Source organism: Vibrio sp. 1249-1 (genome assembly GCF_033340495.1).
In genome coordinates this window covers 1-960 of sequence record NZ_JAWOWJ010000198.1, presented here as the reverse complement: position 1 = coordinate 960, position 960 = coordinate 1, and the positions used below count along the sequence as shown (strand labels likewise).

General features: G+C 46.6%; 1 protein-coding gene and 1 pseudogene. Both read left to right on the top strand.

Going from position 1 to position 960, the window contains the following annotated elements:
• The coding region (locus R7Z50_RS25225) for an ABC transporter ATP-binding protein (RefSeq protein WP_318149450.1) at positions 1–464 on the top strand (464 nt) is incomplete at its 5' end.
• Positions 464–960 (top strand): annotated as a pseudogene (locus R7Z50_RS25220) (ABC transporter permease); the annotation flags it as partial. The gene R7Z50_RS25225 and the pseudogene R7Z50_RS25220, both read left to right, overlap by 1 nt.

The following is a 960-nucleotide window of genomic DNA, read 5'->3' as shown; positions in this document are numbered from 1 at the left end:
AACTTTCGAAGCTAGATGACGAAGCTCGTGCGAAAATCCGAGCCGATTCTCTAGGATTTGTCTTTCAAAGCTTTCTACTTATCCCAAGTTTGAGTGCACTTCGCAATGTGACCTTACCGTGTCTTTTACGCGGAGAAGCCGAAGATGAAGCACGAGCGACAGAATTATTAAGCGCCGTAGGATTGGAAAAGCGACTCGACCACTTACCAAGTCAACTTTCTGGTGGCGAACAACAACGCGTTGCGTTGGCCAGGGCATTTATGACTCAGCCAGAATTGCTGTTTGCTGATGAACCGACAGGGAACCTTGATCACCAAACCGCGGACAAAGTCATCGAGCTGTTGTTCGATCTCAATAGCCAGCACGGTACGACATTAATATTGGTCACTCATGATGTGAACTTAGCAAGCCGATGCGACAGAATTTATCGTATGGAGGCGGGTGAGCTTAAGGAGGAGATGTAATGTCAGCAGTATCTTCAAGTGAAGTAACATCTTCAGATCAACGTGGATTGAAGCAACACTCTCCGAATAAAAGTTTGGTGCGTTGGAGTTTGGGCGAAATTAGGCAAGGAAACCTCTGGCCGATCAGCGTCGCTCTTGTGTTGGTCATCGCGAGTATTTTTGCATTGTCTGCACTTGCATCTCGTATGGAGCAAGTGATTGTCAAGCAGGGGAAGGATGCATTAACAGCGGATGCGGTGTTCGTTTCCGCAAACCCATTATCTGACTCGCTATTAAAATCGACAGAGCAACTTGAGCGCTCCGTTATGACCCGATTTTCGACCATGGCTTTTAGCGATAACGGAATGCAGCTTGTTTCTGTACGAGGTGTTGATGAAAGTTATCCCTTAATGGGAGAGTTGGTTTTAGATGGGAATGAGTCAGGTCGCGTGAAGCCTAACCAGCTTTGGTTAGACGAACGCATTATGGCTCAACTAGAAGTTAACAAAGGTGACAA